Here is a 19,015-nt window from a genome sequence, read left to right as displayed (position 1 = left end):
AAATACGTCAATATACTTACACAGAGAAAATCATTTAGGATTGCTCTAGATATAGAAAATCATTTAGGATTGCTATACACCGTTGCGGTTTCTATCTTGAATTATGTCTACGTCAGCATCCGCCGTCAAACCGTCGAGACGCAGGCTAAAATTGCTATTAGTGTTGATCTCGAATCGGTAGAAATCGTCGAGATCGCCTATACCCACAAAATCAGTTAAGCTGACGCTACCGTTCTGAACGCCAACAACATTACGAGCTGTCAAAAGAGAGTTACCTGGATCGGCGAAATTCAACTGGGAAGCAGATATCGTTCCTGTTAGCGGATCTGTGTTTGCGCTCGCTGACTGTGACTGCGGTTTGAGTTGGGCATCGCTCACAGAGTAACTGAAGCCAGCGATCGCATTAGGTACAATAAAATCCGTAGTTTGTGTCTGTTGGTCGAGGCTGAATGCTGGGAGCTTAGGAAAGCTAGATTCAGCACTATAACTAGAAACATTGAATGGATCGATCGCTCCCTTGAGCAAGGGGTTGTTAACCGGAAAGGCTGATGTGGCGAGATCGTGTGGCTGTTGACTGAAAAAAAGGCGATCGGTAGGATTCGTGTAGATGTTTAACATAAGTTAAAAAAAATTGTAATTTGCCCGAAATGTGACGTGGTTTCTAGTAATAACTTTAGTCCTTAATCTCCCTTGAAGAAGACTCTGCGCCCTCACTACAAACCTATGAAAAATGATAAAAATTTCTGAACGAATATCCTGCAGCTGGGAAGTTGAGTCGGCGTTATATCTTCCACAAAGCCTCAGATAGCGTTGGAATTCATGGCGTTGGATTGGCGATCGACAAAGTAACACTTTCAAATGTATTGTTCCCAATTAAGGGGGCGGTTATAAGCGATCTATTTTTAAAAGCATCGTAGATATACTCCCTGATTCAAACTTGGATTTTTTATAATAACCCAAACTTCTTAGAAAGTCAATTCATAAAAATCATAACTTAAAATCATAAAAGTCATATTTGTAAAAATATATTTCGAGAACGAGACAAGATATTAAAGTTAAGTTAAATCATGTATAACACAAATATAGGGTTTTTTTGTTGCCCGATCGCAACGCAATGGGTACTGGGTAATTGGTGAGTGGAAAGCTGTACCTCATCCCTGGCAAGTTGCTATCTTAGGAATGAGAATTAAATAACTTCCACAAGTTTGTGGGATGGGCGTCCCGCCCGTCAAAGAAGGACGGGCGGGACGCCCATCCCACCATAACAATTAAAATTGTAAGTTATTTAATTCGCGATCCTTAGAAAAAAAAATGTGCAGAGCGTGTACAAATAACTTAACAAATGAAGCTATGACAGTAGAAGAAGCAATATTGTTTTTGGACAATCTGGTATACGAACAAACGGAAAAACACCTGAGTCGGTTGCAACAGTCGATAATTCGAGGCGTTGTAGGGGGTTTGACGTACCAAGAAATTCAGCAAAACGATCCGATCGCCCGCGGGTACACAGTGGGCTACCTGGGGCGGTATGTCGGCTACAACTTGTGGAAAGACCTCACCAAGGTACTGAAGCAAGCAGAAATTATTGGACAAGAAGAAAGAGTCGTCGGAGCAAATCTTTGGGACTGCATCATGAGATCTGTACAAAAAGGCACAAAACCAGCTAATTCTCTCGATCCGATGTTGCAAAAGCTGCTGCGGATGCGTTACCGAATCAGAGAACATTTGGTCAGCACCGAGTACAGCGATACCTATCTGGCTGAAGATGAAAATTTGCCCGATCGACCTTTATGTCTCGTCAAGCGCCTGAAAAGCCTGTCTGAGAGAACCTGCCACCTATTCGATCGAGAAACGCGGGTTTTATATCGATTGGGTCAACACGATAGGATACCAGAATTGTTAGCTCGCTTTGAAGAAGATGGATATTTTTATTTAGTCTATCAATTCATCGAAGGGCAACCCCTGTATCAAGAACTAATCGAAGGTCAACCTTGGGAAGAACATCAGGTTATCGCTTTGTTGAAAGATATCTTGGAAGTGCTTGTTTTTGTTCACAAACAAGATGTAATTCACCGCGACGTTCACCCTCAAAACTTAATCCGGCGGACATCAGATGGCAAGATTGTATTAATTGACTTTGGGGCCGTTAAAGAAATCAACACTTCACAAAACAGCATCGGTCAAACGAAATCGTGCGGCGGTACTCAGCAAGATTATATTCCCCCCGAACAAGCCATCGGTTCACCGAAATTGTGCAGCGACATCTATGCTGTCGGGCTCATCGGGATTCAAGCCTTGACAGGAATGCGCCCCAAACAACTCAGAGTTGATAATTTAGGCAATCTCATCTGGCAGAAAAATGCAAGTGTCACCCCGGAGTTTGCTCGCGTTTTAGACCAGATGGTGCTGTACGCTTTCCCCCAGCGTTACCCGTCAGCAACCGAAGCTTTGGAAGCACTTCAAAACTTAGGAGTTAGTTGACTGTTGACTGTTGTCAGTTGTCAGTTGACTGTTGTCATTAGTTGATGAACAAAACTCAACACGATTGTATGCGAGCGTCTGTAGGGACACGGCAATGCTGTGTCCTTACCGGGCTCTGCTACTTTTAATAATTGGTATAAGATAGAGGATTGTAGTAAGAGTTTTTAAGTAAAAAAATAAGCGATTTAGTGTATAATCTCAAGTCTTTTAAAGAACTGTTGAGCGTAACTTTTTTGCCGATCGCATTTCCCACAGCCACAGCAGCCGATTTACAATGCGAGTGATCTTGTTGCAGAGTGATTCATCCGCTACCATTATCCCTCGAGGTACTGAGTAAAAACACTCTGTCTTGCCGATGAATCGGGCGCCAATTTCCGAGAGCGAAGGGACACGGAACAAGGAACAAGGAATTAACTTACAATCAAAAAAATACTGAATTCTGCCGAATCCCTTCTACATAAGAGCTTTCAATCTTCAGTTGACTATCTATCTAAAGTTAGATAAAATAATTCATATTTTATGATTTGCAGTCTTAAGAAAATCTTAAGGAGCTTTGTATAGCGGGCGACAATATACATACAGTGTTTATTGTTACCTTGGATACGTAGAAACCCAAATAATTTGAGGGATCGAGAAATTGGAAGTTTTTGAACGAGCACAACAACTGCAAACGCCCTCAACCCGAATGGCTGCTGTCGAGTCTTTTTCCAAAAAAGCGAGTATTGCAGTAATGGCGATCGGCTGTACAGTCATTTTGGGTTGGATATTCGATCTGCAAATGTTAAAAAGCATTCTGCCCGGACTCGTGACGATGAAAGCCAATACTGCTGTCTGCTTTATTTTGGGCGGGTTTTCTCTATTCATCCAACAGATCCGGCGCGCCAAATCAACAGCAAGGAAGTCTCAAAAGAAATACAAAAATTTAATTTTAGTACCCTCCTTTTTAATTTTATTAATTAGCCTATTAACCCTAGTTCAATATAGCTTTAATTTAGACTTAGGCATCGACCAACTGCTATTTAAAGAAAGTTACACCTTGAGAATCACCGGAACACCCGGACGCATGGCGCCGAATACTGCTGGTGCTTTTTTATTGTTGGGAACAGCCCTCCTGCTGCTTTCAAAACGTCGGCCTAAATACCTGCGGATTCAAATCTTAAGCTGTTGTGCATTTTTAATTGCATTTATGGGTGTGATAGGCTATTTCTACGACAAAGCTTTATTTTACCAAATTGGCAATAATACAGGAATGGCTTTGCACACTTCCGCAGGATTTATGTTGCTGAGCGTTGGCATTTTATTTGCCAGTCCAGAGCGAGGATTGATAGCAGTAATGACGAGCGATCGCGCGGGTGGGATCATGGCGAGGCGCTTGTTACCACGGGCAATCATTATCCCGCCTTTAGTCGGTTATTTCATCCTATATGGAGAGCGGTTACAAGCTTACACGCCGGAGGTAGGGATATCGCTGTTAAGCGTATTGAACGTGATTATTTTTACAATTCTGATTTGGCAGAATGCCAAAACTCTTTGCAGCGCAGACCGGAAGCGCTATCGAGCGGAACTGGGACTTAGGAAAGCTAAATCAGACTTAGAAACTCAAGTTGAGAAACGGACTATTCAACTGCAACTCGCCAATGAGCAATTGCAGGAGCAAATTTTCGACACTCAAACAACCAAACAGGCACTTCAAAAAAACTACAACCTGTTGTTTGCAGTCATCAATAGTATGCCAGCAGCCCTATTTGTCAAAGATATTGAGGGCTGTTACCTCATGCTCAATGCTGCGGGAGCCAGTATAATTGGCAAGTCTGTAGACGACATTATCGGCAGAGATGACAGCGAGTTATTTGACCCGCAAATTGCCGACAAAATTAGAAAAACTGATCGCCCAATCATGACAACTGGAACAACGCAAGCGATCGAAGAAGACCTGCCAGTCAAAGGAAATTTGAGGACATTTCTTTCTACAAAAAGTGCTTACCGGGACGGACTAGGAAATATTAGCGGTATAGTTACCATCGCGCGGGATATTACTGAGAGCAAAGAAGCCGAAGTCGCCAAAAGCAATCTGGCAGCAATTCTAGAAGCAACGCCGGATTTTGTAGGTATCTGCGACCTCGAAGGACGCGCCGTTTATATCAACAAAGCAGGCAGAAAAATGGTGGGTATAGACGAAAACGAAGATATATCAAACATACAAGTTCCAGAATTCACGGCAGCTTCAGCCCGCAGCACATTGAATGAAGCGATCGCCACCGCTGTTTCCGAAGGCTTTTGGAGTGGAGAAACAGCCTTCGTTTCAGCATCGGGACTCGAAATTCCCGTCAGCCAAGTCATCATCTCCCACTCCTCACCGGATGACAAACTCACCTACATTTCGACGATCGCCCGCGACATCAGCGATCGCAAACAAGCTGAACAAGCGCTGCAACTGTCTCAAGCTCGTTTCGCCGGCATTGTAGAAATTGCCGACGACGCGATTATTTCGGTGGATGCCGATCAAAAAATTATCTTGTTCAACCAAGGTGCAGAAAAGATTTTCGGGTGGACGGCTGCTGAGGCGATCGGGCAATCCCTGAGCCTGCTGTTGCCCGAAGCTTTTGCCACCTCTCACAGTCTCCTCGTCAGCAATTTCGGCGGCGGCGTTAAACAAGCCCGACAAATGGGCAACCGCAAAGAAATTTTCGCCCGCCGCCGAGACGGTACGCAATTTCCCGCCGAAGCTTCTATTTCCAAACTCGAAGTTGCAGGCGAAATCATATTCACAGCAATTTTGCGCGACGTGACAGCCAGCCGAGAAGCCGATGAATTTGTGCGTCTGAGCGAGGAAAGATACCGATCGCTCGCAATGGCCACCGCACAACTGGTATGGACGACAGACGGCCAGGGAAAGCCGATCGCGCCGATCGACTGGATGGCATATACAGGTCAAAGTTTTGAGGAAGCTACAGAAAACTGGACTTCGGCAATTCACCCAGACGATCGCCCGATCACTGCCCAAGCTTGGATGCGCGCAGTCGAAGCAAAAAGTCTCTTCCAAGTCGAGCACCGTTTGCGGGCTGCAGACGGCAGCTACAGACACTTCTGGGTGCGCGGAGTTCCAGTTTTAGCAGCAGACGGCAGCATTCGCGAATGGGTGGGAACTCACACCGACATTAGCGATCGAGTCCAAGTTTTGGAAGCACTCAAGCAGTCAGAGGGACAGTATCGATCGCAAGCAGCCGAACTCGAAAAAGCTGTCCACGAGTTGCACCAAACTCAAACTCAACTCATCCAAACCGAAAAAATCTCTTCTCTCGGGCAGCTAGTCGCCGGCGTCGCCCACGAAATTAACAATCCGATTAACTTCATCTACGGCAACATCACCCACGCCACCGAATACGCCACAGACTTGCTTGGTTTGCTCCACCTTTACCAGGAAAAATACCCCACTCCCGTCCCGGAAATTGTAGAAGCAGCCGAAGATATTGAAGTTGATTACTTAATGGAAGACTTTACCAAAATTTTGGAATCAATGAAAGTAGGAGCCGATCGCATCCGCGACTTAGTTGTATCCTTACGCAACTTTTCCAGACTCGACGAATCGCAGATGAAGCGAGTAGACATTCACGAAGGAATCGAAAGCACTTTGCTAATTTTGCAGCACCGGATCAAAGCTAATGTACTTCGTCCCGCTATTGAGATTATCAAAGAATACGGGACTTTTCCAAAAGTCGAGTGCTATGTAGGCCAGCTAAATCAAGTATTTATGAATCTTTTAGGAAATGCGATCGACGCCCTCGAAGAGTACAACAGCAATCATTCTTCAAAGGAAACATCTTTTCGCCCCAACACAATTAGGATTAGCACCAGTGCGAATTCAGACACTGTAACAATTCGGATTTCCGACAACGGGATGGGAATCAATCAAGAAGTTATTCACAAGTTGTTCGACCCATTTTATACTACTAAACCCGTCGGCAAAGGCACTGGCTTGGGACTATCTATCAGCTATCAGATTATAGTTGAAAAACACCGAGGCAAAGTGCAGTGTGTTTCCGTGCCCGGGGAAGGCGCAGAGTTTGTCATCGAGATTCCCATTTGCCAGGAAGTATCAGCGCTGCCTACCGAAAACACCAAAGAAATTGTCATGAGTCATTAGACTGTTGACAGTTGACAGTTGACTGTTGACTGTTGGCAGTTGATAGTGGGGAGTTGGCAGTTGATGGTTGTCATGAATCATAAATTTCTCAACGTCTCCCCATCTCCCGTCTCCGTTGCTCGATCGCCCTAAATCGAAATAATTCTTTACAATAACAAAGTAACAATCCAATTAATTTTGACAAAATCCCTTGAAAATGCCTGTAAACCAACTTTCTCCAACAACAGCCTCCAACGAAACACAGACACTCGACTTTGACATAGCCATCGTCGGCGGCGGCATAGTCGGGGCCACCTTAGCCAGCGCTTTAAAAGATTCTGGATTGAAAATAGCAATAATTGAAACCCAACTCCCCGCAGCCGCCGCAGCCAAAAAACAAGCCTATGCAATCACCCTGCTATCAGGAATGATCTTAGAAGGTATCGGCGTGTGGCAGCAAATCTTGCCGCAAATTACCACCTTCGAGCAAATTAGCCTCTGCGACGGCGACTATCCCGGCGTCGTCGAATTCCACCGCCCGGATTTGGGAAATACTGGCAAATTGCCCGTACCAAAAGCAGCTTTAGGTTACGTTGGCGAGCACGGAGTCATGCTGTCAGCTTTGCAAGAATCTTTGGCAAAAAACCCGAATTTTAGTTGGGTTTGTCCGGCGGAAGTAGTCGAGGTAAAATATTTAACCGATTGCGCCGAAATAGAAGTCAAACAAAACGGCGCAACTCGCACAATTCGCACCAAATTATTAGTCGCCGCCGACGGTTCGCGATCGCGCATCCGCACCGAAGCCAACATCAGCACTCGCGGCTGGAAATACTGGCAATCCTGCGTTGCTATCACTATTAAAGCAGAAAAAGCGCACAATGATATCGCTTTTGAGCGCTTTTGGCCGAGTGGCCCGATGGGAGTCTTACCATTACCTGGGAACCGCTGTCAAGTAGTTTGGACAGCACCCCACGCGGAAGCGAAAGCTTTGCAACAAATGGATGAAAAAGAGTTTTTAACTTTGTTGGAACAGCGCACGGGCGGGCTTTTGGGGCGTTTGGAATTGGAGAGCGATCGCTTTTTGTTTCCCGTGCAGTTAATGCAGAGCGATCGCTACGTTTTGCCCAGATTAGCGCTAATTGGGGATGCGGCCCACTGCTGCCATCCCGTCGGCGGACAGGGATTAAATATGGGCATTCGAGACGCAGGGGCGATCGCCCAAATCTTGCAGCAAGCGCACCAAAAAGGCGAAGACATCGGCGATTTGCGAGTATTGAAACGGTATCACAACTGGCGGAAAAAAGAGAATTTAATCGTGTTAGGATTTACCGATTTTCTAGACAGATTATTTTCTAATACTTGGCTGCCAATTGTAGCATTTCGCCGCTTTGGATTGTGGTGTTTGCGAACTATTCCGCCAGTGAGGTTTTTAGCCTTGCGGCTGATGACAGGCTTGATGGGGCGGCCGCCGGAATTAGCGCAAAATTAGAAGAAACCGGCTTTTCATCTGCGTCCATCCGCGTACATCCGCCCACATCTGCGGTTCAAAATCAATAGCCGTTTTTTTGTCGCACAAATCTTTATAGCGATCGCCCCCAAGTGTCAAGCTTTCTTCTTTCCTTGAGCAGTAATTGAGAGTAATATTCAACGATTTAAGCGGAAATATGGGGTTTCCATTGGTTGCGGATAGCTTGTACTAACAGCCCTTCGCCGTTCCGCACTATTCCCCGGCGGCGATTTTCCTCAACTACAGCGATCGCATCTCGAACTACTTCAACATTGTTACTTAGAATCAAAGTCTTTAGCCAAGGGTTAAGATGAAATCCAGCCATTTCCACTTCCTCCAAAATTGTATTAGACATAACTTTAAAAGTCGATGATTGAGTTTTGGGAGAATCGGGGACAGTTTCAGCTAATGCCAGCAGGCGATCTAGATGTGCTATGCCATAAGCATCAGCAAATTCTTTAGCTGTCTGGATGTACTCAATTAGTTGTGTCATATCTATCTACTGGCTTTTTCAAAGTTTGCGGTGGAAGGTTTACCACTAAATAACAGCTTATAAGCTACTTTCAAAAAAGTCCCAGAAAATTATTTCCGGTATCATAAAAATAATCGGAAAAATTTTTCCGATTGTTCAAAAAAGCGGAAAAATTTTCAAGTTGCGCGCTAGTTATGATAAAGTCAACAATAGAGACACCAAGTTCTGAGAGGGGTTGAGGTGACTGGGACTGTGAACTTATGGCAAAGCTTTTTAAGATTAGAGATAGTTACTGTTTATGGCTTGAGTCGGAAAGAGACAGCTATTCTTCTGGCTAAGTTTCCCGATGAAAACACGGTCAAGAGCAATAAAGATGTTGCAGATGGAGCGATCGCAGAAGAAAATAATGACATCCCCAGCGACCCTGAGAATGTTCGGCGGCAAATGTGGACGATATACAATCAGCGTTTCTGTCCAAAAGAAAATCGGGAAGGTTTTTCGGGTTGTAACGACAGAAGTAGTGCGGTGAAAGATACCGCATTTCTAGCTTGGCTGAAACCGCAGTATTTAAACTGGCCGTTAAGTCAAAGCAGTGCATTCTGTACAGGCGATAGCACCCCTGTTATTTCTGATAACCCTTTTATTCCTCAGACTGGTAAAGTTGACGACCCGCAACTGTTTTTCGGCAGAGAGGGGGAAATGAGGCGAGTATTCGAGGTTCTTAACAGCAATGACAGCGTAGTTTTAATAGGAGAAGAAGGTATCGGGAAGTCTTCTCTGCTATGGGCTATTTGCCAACAGGCTAAAAATCTCCTATTCTCGCCACGGAATCCAATTTACTTAGACCTCAATCGAGTTCGAGATAACGATGACTTCTACACAGCTTTGTGTGAAGAAGTTGGCATCCCTAAAAGCTATGGAAATATGCTCTATCGTAATTTGAAAAATCATAGAGTGCTGCTGGCTATAGATAATATTGAAAAGATGACTAGAGAAGGTTTTACCCGCGAAGTTAGAGATATTTTGCGGAGTTTAGCTGAGGGGCAAAAGGCACCTTTGAAACTGATTGTAGCTGCTAGCGCACCCCTCAAGACACTCTTTAATGACGGTCAGGATATCTCGTCATCTCCACTTGAAACTATTTGTCAGCCAGAAAACATTAAGCCTTGGGGTGAACCAACAGCCCGTGACTTTATTCAAGCTCGTCTTGCTAGGACTTCGGTGGGTTTTACTGAAGAGGAAATCAGCGAGCTACTACAATTAAGTGGCGGTCATCCACGACGACTGATGCAGTTGTGCTATCAAAATTATGCGCGATATGTGGAGGATGTAAAATGAGCGATCGCAACACCGACGTTCCCCGTTTAGACTTAGCTCCTAAATTCAAGGGCTCTCTTTCATTATCAAAGCCCATCGATTACTTGCGGTTATTATACTGGGTGTTTTTCTTTCCCCAAGCCTTGCGGTGGTATATCTACAATAGAATATCTATTTCAGAGCGCCACAAGAATTATAAAAAAGATTCAGGATTATTGCCTAATTCCATAATAACCGGGTTACTTTTACAAGTAATGGTAGTCATATTTATTACACTATTAACTTGGAGTGTAATTCTTAAATTGATTGATTTTTCAGTAGATGCGGTACATATATCAGTAGGGTTTTTCTTTACTATTTGGGGGTGTGGCATGGCCTTGGCTGTGACATTAATTGAAAAAGATAAATTTTTATCAAAGTTCAAGTCAAAAACAGCAAAATATCTAACTATAATTATTATTGGTTGCTTAAACTTTAATTTAGCAAATTTTACTGTGAGTGCTATCAAAGAAGAATCTACTAACCTGGGAGTTATCTTAATTTTAAGTATCTTAGCAGGTATATGGTTGGGTGTAGGAGGTATTTCGACACTAGCCATTTTAGGTGTGGACGAATTAGCTATTATGTTCGTTATTGGTGGCGTGTTATTTATGTCATTCACACTTTGTATTTCTCTACCACTAGATTTAGAGAAAACAGATTTTTTTACAGGTATAAAAAGCCTGTTAATTAGGGTAGTTTTCTTTGTTACTTGTGTGATGGGTTCATGTATAGGATTGCTGCGCCCAGATAACTGGTTTTTTACATTACCTCTAACCCAAACATTATTTAAAATAGAAGTTACTCCAAGAGTTAAAGAAAACAGCAGCCCAAAGATTTTATGTAATGAGTTTGGTTCGCGATATTCTGCATCTTCAGATTTTCTGATTTCTTCATCTCCCCATCTTCCCCTGTCTCAAGAATTGCCATCTGATTATGTCTTTGAAATGCGTAAGTCCTATAGAAATCATCGAGATTTGCTGTTTCCTCGTGTAACTGTCCTGCCTACTCCCTATCTCACAGAGCAATTAAAAGAATGGCTGCGACAAGATTGGGAGACAGGAATACATAATGCTTATGAAATTTATACTCATACTCTCCAGTTCATTCCTGTAATTCAAGCTTTAAACCAGGTGCTTGCTGAAGAACCAGAGCAAGTTGTCAATCGTATAGCACATTTAATAAGTCCGCCTGATGAGAAATGGGAATTGGTGCGTTTGATTTCAGGTTCTATAGATACAAAATTTATTAAGTTTGAGCCTAATGCTCGCGCTGTTGCCCGTGGTTTTTTACGTTTGCATGAGCAGTATCTATACGATGCCTGGACAGCATTTGATGAGGTGCGTTCTTTACCTTATGGAGACGAAATGTGGAGGATAAGTTTAATTATGTCTATCTATCAGAAGGCTAGAAAGTTGAATGATATTGCTGCACTCTCGATATATAGAAGTCCTAAAAAACCTTGGCTGCGCGAGCATACTTGGAAAGCGATCGGTAGTTTGTATGAAATTATAGGGGATATTCAAATTATTCAGAATAGTTCGTCGCGTTCTGCCAGAGCCTTCGCTCTTAGCCATGCTTTAGGAGAACTCAAAAACTTGCGTGATCGGCCTGATGGAGAACTAAAAAACTTGCGGGATCAGCCTGATGCTGTACCTCAACCAGAGCGAGAAATAGTTAGAAAAATTGCCTGGGATTGGTCGCAAGCGATATTAGATGTAGCTAGTGAGGTTGGGAACGTTTCTATTACTGAGCGAGTGCGTAATCCCTACGTGGTTGGCGACCCTGTTGAGGGCAACCTGTTTGTTGGACGAGAGGATATACTCAAACAACTCAAAGAAGTGTGGATATTGAGTCAGCACCTTCAGTCTGTGGTTATCTACGGTCATCGACGCATGGGCAAAACTTCTATTCTGCTTAACGTGGCTGAATCCCTAGGGTCACAGGTAAAAGTAGCCTATGTCAATCTATTGCGAGTGGGAGATAGTCCTCAAGGAGTTGGAGAGGTGCTGATGGCAATTAGCGATGAAATTTCTGATGCTGTCAAAATTCCACCTCCTGCCGATGCGGATTTACTGAATCTTCCCTACCGTACTTTTGAGCGCTATTTGAAACAAGTAGAGGCAAATCTGAGTGAAACGGGTTTAATTATTGCTTTAGATGAGTTTGAGAAGATTGAAAAACTGATTGAGAAGGGAAAGATTGACAGTGACTTTATGGAGGTTCTGCGCGGGATGGTACAAATGAGTCCTAAAATAGCTTTTGCCTTGGCTGGTTTGCATACTTTAGACGAGATGACTGGGGATTACTCCCACCCTTTCTTCGCTAGCTTTATTAATATCAAGGTTAGCTTCATGGAAAGTGCAGCTACCCGCCAGATTCTTGCTAATCCCCATGAAGATTTCCTTCTTGACTACGCGCCAAAAGCGTTATCTGCAATCTATGGTTGGACTGCTGGACAGCCTTATTTAGTTCAGCTAGTGGGATTTCAGCTAGTTCGCCGCTACAATGAGCAAGTTTTTGACATGGGAAATTCTCGCGATCCGGTCTTTACAGTAGAAGATGTGAGGGCAGTCATTAATAACCCTGAATTCTTTCAGCGGGGAAGCTACTACTTCGATGGCGTTTGGGGTCAGGCGGCGCGGGGTGCTCCCGGACAACAAGAGGTATTAAGGGCGATCGCACCTCACCCAGAAGGACTCGATATCAACACGCTAGCTGAAGTTACTGGCATGAACGAGACAAATTTACAGCAAGCACTTAACTCTTTGACACGTCACGATGTAGTGTTGGAAATGGATGGCAAGTGGCAGATTATTGTCCAACTATTTCGCGTTTGGGTTGATAAATGTATATAGTGTGCTTGCGTAAGTCCTGATTAGGTTCGCCACTGATTAAGCCAGCGGACTTGCCCTTTCCAATCAGCAGCTTGTGTTTCTGAAAGCAGGCGATCGAGCGAAGCAATTAGACTAGATAATGTCCAACTGTTTTGAGCAGCCAAAATGATGCCACCATGTTCGGGATAACGCTGAGCTAAAACTTGAAAATCCCGGATATTAAACGTAAAAATACACCGCCCTCGCGCTGTTGCTTCTAGCAATTGAGCCTCATCGCTAGCATCTAAAGCCATCCACTCAGTCGGTGTCCGAGTGACATCGTGACTGCGAGATAAAAGGGCGGCTTGCAAAGCTTTAATAGAGGTATCGGCATCTAGATGCAATAGCGGTTTAGACATTAGCAGCTTCGATAATTTGCTCAGCGGCAATAGATGCGTCTATTTCTTGATGGTGAGCCGCATAAAAAGCGAGAACAGCGTTCACTTGATCTTCACTTAAGTCATACTCAGTGGCAATTTGGTTTGGAGCAAAACCCCATTTTTGCGCTGCGATGACTACTGTTTGCACCCGCAACCGAGTGCCGCGCAAAACGGGAACGACTTCGCCACTAGCGCCGCGCACATAGGTGATTTCAGGAAAAGCCGGATCGTCATTCCGCTGGTTAAGGGTAGCGACTTTTTCGGCTACAGCCCAGAGGATAAACTGATCGAAGGAAATGCCTTGGAGTGTTGCCAATTTTTCAGCTTCTTGCTGTAACTGAACGGGTAAGTTTAAGGCGTAGGATGTCATTGATATAACTTCCGTTTGCTAAGAGAATTGCAGATGGGCGGTAGTTTAGTTTGAGAGTTTCTCAATTCTTAAAATCTTGGAAAAACTTTAGCTTCTATCTTAGCGCAATATCTCTAGGGGATGTTCCGTGATTATTCAGAGTCCATACCTACTGATAAAAAAGCCGATAGCCCCTTCCTTGAAAACACCAAAGGGCGATCGACTTTTTACCTCAATTAATCTCGACTTACGCACTAGGACTTTCATAAACCGGGTTTTTCACCAAATCTTCGCCTGTAACGAAGTTTGATCGCCAAAACCCGGTTTCTCGCCACTCACCCACAAATCAAAGAAACCGGGTTTTTCACCAAATCTTCCCACCGTCACAAAGTATCTCGCAAAAACCAGGTTTCTTCCCACCCACCCATCAAATATAAAACAACTGCCGACAGCCAAAACCGTCAACAGTTGTTTTACATATTCAATGCGGATGGCGAGACTCGAACTCGCAAGGACATAATGCCACACGCACCTCAAGCGTGCGCGTATACCAATTCCGCCACATCCGCTCTTTCTGGCAATCTCCGGGATTTTTTGCGTTACAAGTTAAAGATTCACAGGTTGAGGTTCCTGACATTTAACTTGTGACTTGCCCTTTGACACCGCCGATTTAAAATCATAGCACCACTACCAGCCAAATGTAAAATAAATTTTTGTGAACAATTTCTGCAAAACGATTATCCAGAACATACCGAAAGGCATTATTGTACAGAATATTGAGTGAATTAAGCAGCGAAGATGGGGTTCTCGAAAATTTTAATCGCTAATCGGGGAGAAATAGCTCTCCGCATATTGCGGACCTGCGAGGAAATGGGGATTGCCACGGTCGCCGTTCACTCCACCGTAGATAAACACGCCTTGCACGTCCAGTTGGCAGACGAAGCCGTTTGCATTGGCCCCCCCACCAGCAGCAAAAGCTATTTAAACATCCCCAACATCATCGCGGCAGCCCTGACGCGCAACGCAGCAGCCATTCACCCCGGTTACGGCTTCCTCGCCGAAAACGCCCGATTTGCCGAAATCTGCGCTGACCATCAAATTACCTTCATCGGGCCTTCTCCGGCAGCGATGCGGGCGATGGGCGACAAATCTACCGCCAAAGAAACTATGCAGCGGGTGAAAGTCCCCACAGTTCCCGGTAGCGAGGGATTGCTGGCGGACGATCGCGAAGCTTTGGTAATAGCCCGCGACATCGGCTATCCTGTGATGATCAAAGCCACCGCCGGCGGTGGAGGCCGCGGGATGAGGCTAGTCAAAGAAGCATCCGAACTCCCCAAACTATTCTCAGCCGCCCAAGGCGAAGCCGATGCAGCCTTCGGCAATCCCGGACTTTACCTCGAAAAATTCATCGAAAGACCCCGCCACATCGAAATCCAAATCCTCGCCGACAACTACGGTAACGTCATCCACCTCGGCGAGAGAGATTGTTCGATTCAGCGGCGGCACCAAAAACTCCTCGAAGAAGCCCCCAGCCCAGCCCTCACCCAGAAACTGCGAGATCAAATGGGTCACGCCGCCGTCGCTGCTGCCAAATCCATCAACTACACGGGTGCGGGCACTGTCGAATTTTTGCTTGACAAATCGGGCAAGTTCTACTTCATGGAAATGAACACTCGCATCCAAGTAGAACATCCCGTCACCGAGATGATTACAGGCCTCGACTTGATAGCCGAACAAATTCGGATCGCCCAAGGCGAAAAACTGCAAATCAAGCAAAACCAAGTAATTCTCAACGGCCACGCCATCGAGTGCCGGATCAATGCTGAAGACCCCGATCGCAACTTTCGCCCTCACCCCGGCATAATCAGCGGTTATTTGCCTCCCGGTGGGCCCGGCGTGCGGATGGACTCTCATGTTTACACCGATTACGAAATACCCGCTTACTACGATTCTTTAATCGGTAAAGTAATTGTATGGGGGCGCGATCGACCGACAGCCATCCGCAGGATGAAACGGGCATTGCGAGAATGCGCCATCACCGGCGTCCCCACCACCTTGGGCTTCCACCAAAAAATTCTCGATTCCCCCGAGTTTCTCAGTGGCGAAGTTTACACCAATTTCGTCGAACAGTTCTTGAACCAAAACAGTCATTAGTCAATCGGTTTTGGATTTGGGATTTTGGATTTTGGATTGAAGGATTGAAGAAAGCAACCCCACGGATCAATCCGGGGGTTTTTACCAAGCCTGCTTTCAGTCAACAGTCAACCGCCAACACTCAACATTCAACCGCCAACTTCTATTTTCAGTTAACAGTCAACAGTCAACAGTCAACAGTCAACCGCCAACTTCTACATCATCATTGTCAGCAGCCCTTGCTGACCGAGAATCATTTCTCGCAACAAGCTACAGATACCGACCCAAATAATCGGCGTAATGTCCACCCCGCCGATCGGCGGTACAATCTTTCTAGTTACCGCTAAAAAAGGTTCCGTCGGCCAAGCAATCAGACTCAACGGTAATTTGCTCAGGTTCACCTCGGGATACCAAGTCAGGACGATCCGAAAAATAAATAGCAAAGTCATCACGACTAGGGCAGAGCCCAGAATCCAACTTGCAACGGTAATACCAGTCATGGGTCTTATCTCGAAATTTTAAGTTTTGTTAAGTCTGCTATTCATAATTTTAACCGTTTCACAGGTGCGATCGAAAGTATAAAATTAATAAAAATCAAATTGTTGTAACAAAGGCTTTGAATCTATGACTCCTTCTCTCGCGAACTTTTTGTACAGCCTGCTTGTGGGCGTGGCTCTGGTAGTGATTCCAGCAACGATCGGTCTGATCTTCATCAGCCAAAAAGACAAAATCAAGCGCACCTAAAAAGTCAGCGGGTTTTTAAGTCCGGCGCTGCAAGTCAATTTTGGCTAGAAGTCGGGCATTTCCCCGAGCCGAAAAACCTCAGATGAAAGCAACTGTGAAGGCAAAACCTTCCGTTGACTGCCAAGCTGAGGTTTTTTCCCGTTAAACTCATTATTATATTGTTCACTTCCCAAGCTGAAACCCTGACCGGACACTGCCCCAGAAAGCACAGTCGGGCTGGCAGACTTAATGATAGATGTAAAATCTAACTCGCTAACATAGGAAAGACATAGGAGATAGGCTAATGGTCAATTTAGGATTGAACTGGAGCAGCCTGCTAGGGATTATCCTAGCAGTAGCAGGGGCAGGACTGTATTTTCTGCGATCGTGGCGTCCCAAACTAGCCCGAGACCACGATATTTTTTTTGCAGCAGTCGGCCTGCTGTGCGGCGGTATTCTGTTATTTCAAGGATGGCGGCTTGACCCAATTTTGGCATTCGGTCAGTTCCTACTGGCTGGTTCCGCCATATTTTTTGCAGCAGAAAGCATTAAGCTGCGCGGAGCAACCACAGCACAAGCCAAAAGCCGCGCCCAATACGTCGATGAAGAGCGACCAGTCAGCAACGCCTACGGTTACGATGGCTACGATGCCGAAATGGAGCAGCTAGAACCAGAGGAAGACTATCCCCAGCGTCCTCGGATCAGAGGCAGCCAAGACAACCGTTCCTCCCGGGAAGCCTACGACGACGAACCCCGCCGCCGCCCCTCGAATCGCAACGGCAGCGTTAACACCTCCAGGCCCGATTCGGCAGATAGAGCGTCACGCAAACGTCCCTCTCGCCCAGAAGCCCCGCCTGCCCAAGAGTCTGACAACTGGGACGTTTCAGACAACCCCGAAGAAAGACCGACCCGCAGCCGCAGCAGTCGCCCCCCAGCTTCGGAAAACCGCAGTTCCGATACGCCGCCGAGAACCAAAAAACCCCGTCCTACGGAAGCATCCAGGTCTCGCCCCAGCAACCGCGACGTGGAAGCACCGCCGTCAGACTACGTGGAGTATCGACCTGTAGAATACCCGGAAGACCAACCGGATAATTCCCCCAGTTTCGACAAATAGGCAAACACTAAGTAGATGGGTGAAACTAAACTTTTCTCGTACCCGCCGGCAAAATAATAAGTTGCGTTTATTGATGCCCATCTACTTATTCTCAGATAAGAAAGTGATTAAAAAGACTGTAAATTGCGAGTGTTAAATCCCAGACCAACGCAGATATACACAAATAAAAGCTAATTTTTTTTTAAATTATTTTGACCTACCCAACCTGTGGAACTAATCGACAGCATAATAATCTTAATATAAAATCCCAATTCTTAAATCAGCAAGATGCCATTACTCGAAATAGGAGATCCGGCTCCCTGGTTTTCCATTCCTTCTACAAATAACCCCTTATTTCATTTCTCAACCGTTGCCGGCCGGCGAGTTGTGCTGTTTTTCTTTGGCAGCGCAGCTTTTGAACAAATCCAAGTTATGCTCAAAAGCTTTCAAGAGCTATCAGAGGAATTCCAAAGCTTGCAAGTACCGCGGTTCGGAGTGAGCGTTGACCCAGGAGACAAAGAACAAAACAGACCGACAACAATTGCTCCGTCATTCATCTTTTTCTGGGACTTGGATAAAACAGTCAGTCAGCAGTACGGTGTTTTCCGAGATGTCGAAGAAAATGGAGTTGCTGGAATTCACTATGCACCACAAACTTTTGTTCTCAACGAAAACCTTCAGGTAATTAATATTTTGCCGATGGGCGAACCGCACCAACACGCCCAACAAGTATTAGATTTTCTCAAAACTTTGGCCCCAATTGAGGAAGCCCGAGCAGCCACTCGCCACGCCCCGGTGTTGGTAATTCCTAACGTTTTGGATCAAGCATCTTGCCGCAGTTTGATCGATATGTACAAAACTCACGGTGGCAGTCCTTCGGGCTTTATGAGGCAAATAGGCGGGGAAACAGTTGGTCTGCACGACGACACTTTTAAGAAGCGCCGAGATTTCTTTATTCAAGACGAGGATTTCCAGCGACAATTGAATGCGATTATTTTGCGCCGGGTGCGGCCGGAAGTAGAGAAAGCTTTTCAGTTTACAATTACCAGGTTTGAACGGTATTTGATAGGTTGTTACGATGCTGAAAGCGGCGGTTATTTTCTGCCGCACCGCGACAACACTAGCAAAGCTACGCTGCACCGCAGGTTTGCGATGACGCTAAACTTGAATGTGGGAGAGTACACGGGGGGATTTTTACGGTTTCCAGAGTACGCGCCACACGCTTATAAAGGCGATTCTGGCACGGCGATTATTTTTTCGTGTTCTTTGCTGCATGAAGCCACTGCCGTGATTAGTGGTCAGCGCTTTGCTTTGCTGTCTTTTTTCTACGGCAATGAGGATGCTGCGCTACGACAAGCTAATTTTAAGTATTTAGCTGCTGATTCAGATTCCCGAGTTGGAGAAGCGGCGTGAGGAAGGTCACTACCGTGGTGCAAGTCCTAAAATAATTACAGAAGGTAGTTAGCGGTTAGCCACAAAACCTAATTCCTAGCTACCTATCGCTAAATACTAAATCGACGAT

General features: G+C 45.3%; 14 protein-coding genes and 1 tRNA gene. 9 read left to right on the top strand and 6 right to left on the bottom strand.

Annotated elements, in window-relative coordinates:
- Window positions 1-72: 72 nt before the first annotated feature.
- The gene (locus tag QUA40_RS17120; protein WP_333127864.1) at window positions 73-618 is read right to left on the bottom strand and encodes a hypothetical protein; all 546 of its coding nucleotides are present in this window, start codon (window positions 616-618) and stop codon (window positions 73-75) included.
- A gap of 732 nt (window positions 619-1,350) precedes the next feature.
- Here QUA40_RS17120 and QUA40_RS17115 point away from each other — a divergent pair.
- The 3 genes from QUA40_RS17115 (at window position 1,351) to QUA40_RS17105 (ending at window position 8,093) form a co-directional block, all read left to right on the top strand.
- Window positions 1,351-2,481, top strand: coding sequence for a serine/threonine-protein kinase (locus QUA40_RS17115; RefSeq protein ID WP_333127862.1), 1,131 nt, complete (start codon window positions 1,351-1,353; stop codon window positions 2,479-2,481).
- A gap of 637 nt (window positions 2,482-3,118) precedes the next feature.
- Window positions 3,119-6,625 carry a PAS domain S-box protein gene (locus QUA40_RS17110; RefSeq protein WP_333127860.1) on the top strand — a complete coding sequence of 1,169 codons (3,507 nt, stop codon included), beginning with the start codon at window positions 3,119-3,121 and terminating at the stop codon, window positions 6,623-6,625.
- Window positions 6,626-6,821: 196 nt separating this feature from the next.
- Complete coding sequence (locus tag QUA40_RS17105; RefSeq protein ID WP_333127858.1) at window positions 6,822-8,093, top strand: FAD-dependent hydroxylase; 1,272 nt, start codon at window positions 6,822-6,824, stop codon at window positions 8,091-8,093.
- Window positions 8,094-8,256: 163 nt separating this feature from the next.
- Here the strand turns inward: QUA40_RS17105 and QUA40_RS17100 are convergent, their stop codons facing one another.
- A complete protein-coding gene (locus tag QUA40_RS17100) occupies window positions 8,257-8,604 on the bottom strand; it encodes a hypothetical protein (RefSeq protein ID WP_333127856.1) in 348 nt (115 codons plus the stop codon).
- 231 nt (window positions 8,605-8,835) lie between these two features.
- Between QUA40_RS17100 and QUA40_RS17095 the strand changes: the two genes are divergently transcribed.
- Both QUA40_RS17095 and QUA40_RS17090 read left to right on the top strand, forming a co-directional pair.
- Window positions 8,836-9,921, top strand: a complete 1,086-nt coding sequence (locus QUA40_RS17095) for an AAA family ATPase (protein WP_333127854.1) — start codon at window positions 8,836-8,838, stop codon at window positions 9,919-9,921.
- Window positions 9,918-12,797: an ATP-binding protein gene (locus QUA40_RS17090; RefSeq protein ID WP_333127852.1), complete on the top strand. Its 2,880-nt coding sequence runs from the start codon at window positions 9,918-9,920 to the stop codon at window positions 12,795-12,797. Before QUA40_RS17095 ends, QUA40_RS17090 begins: the two co-directional genes overlap by 4 nt.
- Window positions 12,798-12,817: 20 nt before the next feature.
- Here the strand turns inward: QUA40_RS17090 and QUA40_RS17085 are convergent, their stop codons facing one another.
- From QUA40_RS17085 to QUA40_RS17075, 3 genes are all read right to left on the bottom strand, one after another.
- Window positions 12,818-13,174, bottom strand: coding sequence for a DUF5615 family PIN-like protein (locus QUA40_RS17085; protein WP_333127850.1), 357 nt, complete (start codon window positions 13,172-13,174; stop codon window positions 12,818-12,820).
- Complete coding sequence (locus tag QUA40_RS17080) at window positions 13,167-13,565, bottom strand: DUF433 domain-containing protein (RefSeq protein ID WP_333127849.1); 399 nt, start codon at window positions 13,563-13,565, stop codon at window positions 13,167-13,169. The genes QUA40_RS17085 and QUA40_RS17080 overlap by 8 nt, the downstream gene beginning before the upstream one ends.
- Before the next feature lie 464 nt (window positions 13,566-14,029).
- Window positions 14,030-14,113, bottom strand: a tRNA-Leu gene (locus tag QUA40_RS17075).
- 229 nt (window positions 14,114-14,342) lie between these two features.
- Here QUA40_RS17075 and accC point away from each other — a divergent pair.
- Window positions 14,343-15,698 (top strand): acetyl-CoA carboxylase biotin carboxylase subunit, encoded by a 1,356-nt coding sequence (gene accC, locus QUA40_RS17070; RefSeq protein ID WP_333127847.1) that lies wholly within the window; start codon window positions 14,343-14,345, stop codon window positions 15,696-15,698.
- A gap of 194 nt (window positions 15,699-15,892) precedes the next feature.
- On the opposite strand, the gene QUA40_RS17065 is transcribed toward accC, so the two are convergent.
- Complete coding sequence (locus tag QUA40_RS17065; protein WP_333127845.1) at window positions 15,893-16,177, bottom strand: YggT family protein; 285 nt, start codon at window positions 16,175-16,177, stop codon at window positions 15,893-15,895.
- Window positions 16,178-16,301: 124 nt separating this feature from the next.
- On the opposite strand from QUA40_RS17065, the gene psbX reads away from it, so the two are divergent.
- From psbX to QUA40_RS17050, 3 genes are all read left to right on the top strand, one after another.
- Window positions 16,302-16,421 (top strand): photosystem II reaction center X protein, encoded by a 120-nt coding sequence (gene psbX / locus QUA40_RS17060; RefSeq protein WP_333127843.1) that lies wholly within the window; start codon window positions 16,302-16,304, stop codon window positions 16,419-16,421.
- A gap of 283 nt (window positions 16,422-16,704) precedes the next feature.
- Entirely contained in the window at window positions 16,705-17,514 is an 810-nt protein-coding gene (locus tag QUA40_RS17055; protein ID WP_333127841.1) for a Ycf66 family protein, read from the top strand.
- A 267-nt stretch (window positions 17,515-17,781) separates the two neighbouring features.
- Window positions 17,782-18,906, top strand: a complete 1,125-nt coding sequence (locus QUA40_RS17050; protein ID WP_333127839.1) for a redoxin domain-containing protein — start codon at window positions 17,782-17,784, stop codon at window positions 18,904-18,906.
- Window positions 18,907-19,015 lie beyond the last annotated feature (109 nt).

It is taken from the genome of Microcoleus sp. Pol11C3, from assembly GCF_036701485.1.
Taxonomy (GTDB): domain Bacteria; phylum Cyanobacteriota; class Cyanobacteriia; order Cyanobacteriales; family Microcoleaceae; genus Microcoleus.
The sequence above is the reverse complement of the archived record's forward strand: the minus strand, read 5'-3'. Positions and strand labels throughout refer to the sequence as shown.

Coding starts and splice junctions, on each gene's coding strand:
- QUA40_RS17120 (WP_333127864.1), bottom strand. CDS start 618: ATGTTAAACATCTACACGAATCCTACCGATCGCCTTTTTTTCAGTCAA.
- QUA40_RS17115 (WP_333127862.1), top strand. CDS start 1,351: ATGACAGTAGAAGAAGCAATATTGTTTTTGGACAATCTGGTATACGAA.
- QUA40_RS17105 (WP_333127858.1), top strand. CDS start 6,822: ATGCCTGTAAACCAACTTTCTCCAACAACAGCCTCCAACGAAACACAG.
- QUA40_RS17100 (WP_333127856.1), bottom strand. CDS start 8,604: ATGACACAACTAATTGAGTACATCCAGACAGCTAAAGAATTTGCTGAT.
- QUA40_RS17090 (WP_333127852.1), top strand. CDS start 9,918: ATGAGCGATCGCAACACCGACGTTCCCCGTTTAGACTTAGCTCCTAAA.
- QUA40_RS17085 (WP_333127850.1), bottom strand. CDS start 13,174: ATGTCTAAACCGCTATTGCATCTAGATGCCGATACCTCTATTAAAGCT.
- QUA40_RS17080 (WP_333127849.1), bottom strand. CDS start 13,565: ATGACATCCTACGCCTTAAACTTACCCGTTCAGTTACAGCAAGAAGCT.
- accC (WP_333127847.1), top strand. CDS start 14,343: ATGGGGTTCTCGAAAATTTTAATCGCTAATCGGGGAGAAATAGCTCTC.
- QUA40_RS17065 (WP_333127845.1), bottom strand. CDS start 16,177: ATGACTGGTATTACCGTTGCAAGTTGGATTCTGGGCTCTGCCCTAGTC.
- psbX (WP_333127843.1), top strand. CDS start 16,302: ATGACTCCTTCTCTCGCGAACTTTTTGTACAGCCTGCTTGTGGGCGTG.
- QUA40_RS17055 (WP_333127841.1), top strand. CDS start 16,705: ATGGTCAATTTAGGATTGAACTGGAGCAGCCTGCTAGGGATTATCCTA.
- QUA40_RS17050 (WP_333127839.1), top strand. CDS start 17,782: ATGCCATTACTCGAAATAGGAGATCCGGCTCCCTGGTTTTCCATTCCT.